Source organism: Ewingella sp. AOP8-B2-18 (assembly GCF_052376015.1).
In the GTDB taxonomy this organism is placed as follows: domain Bacteria; phylum Pseudomonadota; class Gammaproteobacteria; order Enterobacterales; family Enterobacteriaceae; genus Ewingella; species Ewingella allii.
In genome coordinates, this window is sequence record NZ_JBQSVB010000055.1 from 1 (window position 1) to 1,067 (window position 1,067).

The 1,067-nt window shown below is 56.0% G+C and carries 1 protein-coding gene and 1 pseudogene; both read left to right on the plus strand.

Annotation, left to right across the window (positions count from 1 at the left end):
- A pseudogene (locus tag ACT3RR_RS23070) lies at window positions 1-511 on the plus strand (baseplate J/gp47 family protein); the annotation flags it as partial.
- Window positions 504-1,067: hypothetical protein (locus ACT3RR_RS23075; protein WP_496201168.1), on the plus strand; the 564-nt coding region annotated here is incomplete at its 3' end. The pseudogene ACT3RR_RS23070 and the gene ACT3RR_RS23075, both read left to right, overlap by 8 nt.

Genomic DNA, 1,067 nt, shown 5'->3' on the forward strand with positions numbered 1-1,067 from the left:
TCGCAGCATGATAGCGGCCGTGGTAGGTCTGAGCGTAGAGCGCATTTTCTTTAAGCATGACGCGCCACGCGGGCCGGGAACGGCCAATGCTTACCTGCTGCTTGATAGCGGGGTGACTTCCCAGCCGTTCATTGATGCGGTGAATGATTACATCAACACCAAGGGCCACCACGGCCACGGCGATGACATGCAGTGCATGTCGATGCCTGAAACCCGGCATAACCTGGCAGTAACGCTGTTTGTGACCAACCGCGACAACATGACGGCTGAGCAGCAAGCGGCGCTGGCCAGCAATGCGGGAAACATGATCCGCTGTGCGTTTCGTGAAAATACCGAGTTTGATGTGAAAAAGACTTGGCCCTATTCGCGCTTCTCTTTTTCTAACCTGGGCCGGGAACTGCACAAGGCGTTTGATGATGTGGATTCGATCACCTTCTCGCTGACCGATATTGTCAGTGAGCTGACGGTGCCGCGCCTGGATTCCTTGGCGGTGGAGATTAAAGATGCCTAATTTTGCCGCCAAATTAAAAAGCCTGGCGTTGCCGTCATGGATGAACGCGGGCGAGCCAGCCGCGCTACTGCGTGCAAGCCGCACGTTCTGGCTGCGGGTGTATGACTGGGTTAATTGGCCGCTGCGCCAGTTCGACCCGCTGACCTGCGCCGAGTCGCTGCTAAAGCTATTAGCCTATGACCGGGACATAACGCGGTTTAACGGTGAGCCGCTGGCGCTATTTCGCAAGCGCGTGGCCTACGCCTTTATCAACGCTAGCGAGGCGGGTTCCGTTGCGGGATTTATCGCGATTTTTTCCCGGTTAGGGATTGGCTACGTTGAGTTGTTGGAGCGCCAGCCGGGCATTGATTGGGATGTGATCATTGTTCGCGTCACCGATAGCCAGATCGCCGGAAACAGCGATTTGTTGCTGGAAATTATCAAGAAATACGGGCGCACCTGCCGCCGCTATCAGTTTGAAGTCATGACCGCACTGGGCGTGCAGCTTCATGCCGGATGGTATCAGGGCGAATATATTTGCTACGCCGCCACGTTAGGCGACGCCGCCAAGGACAGT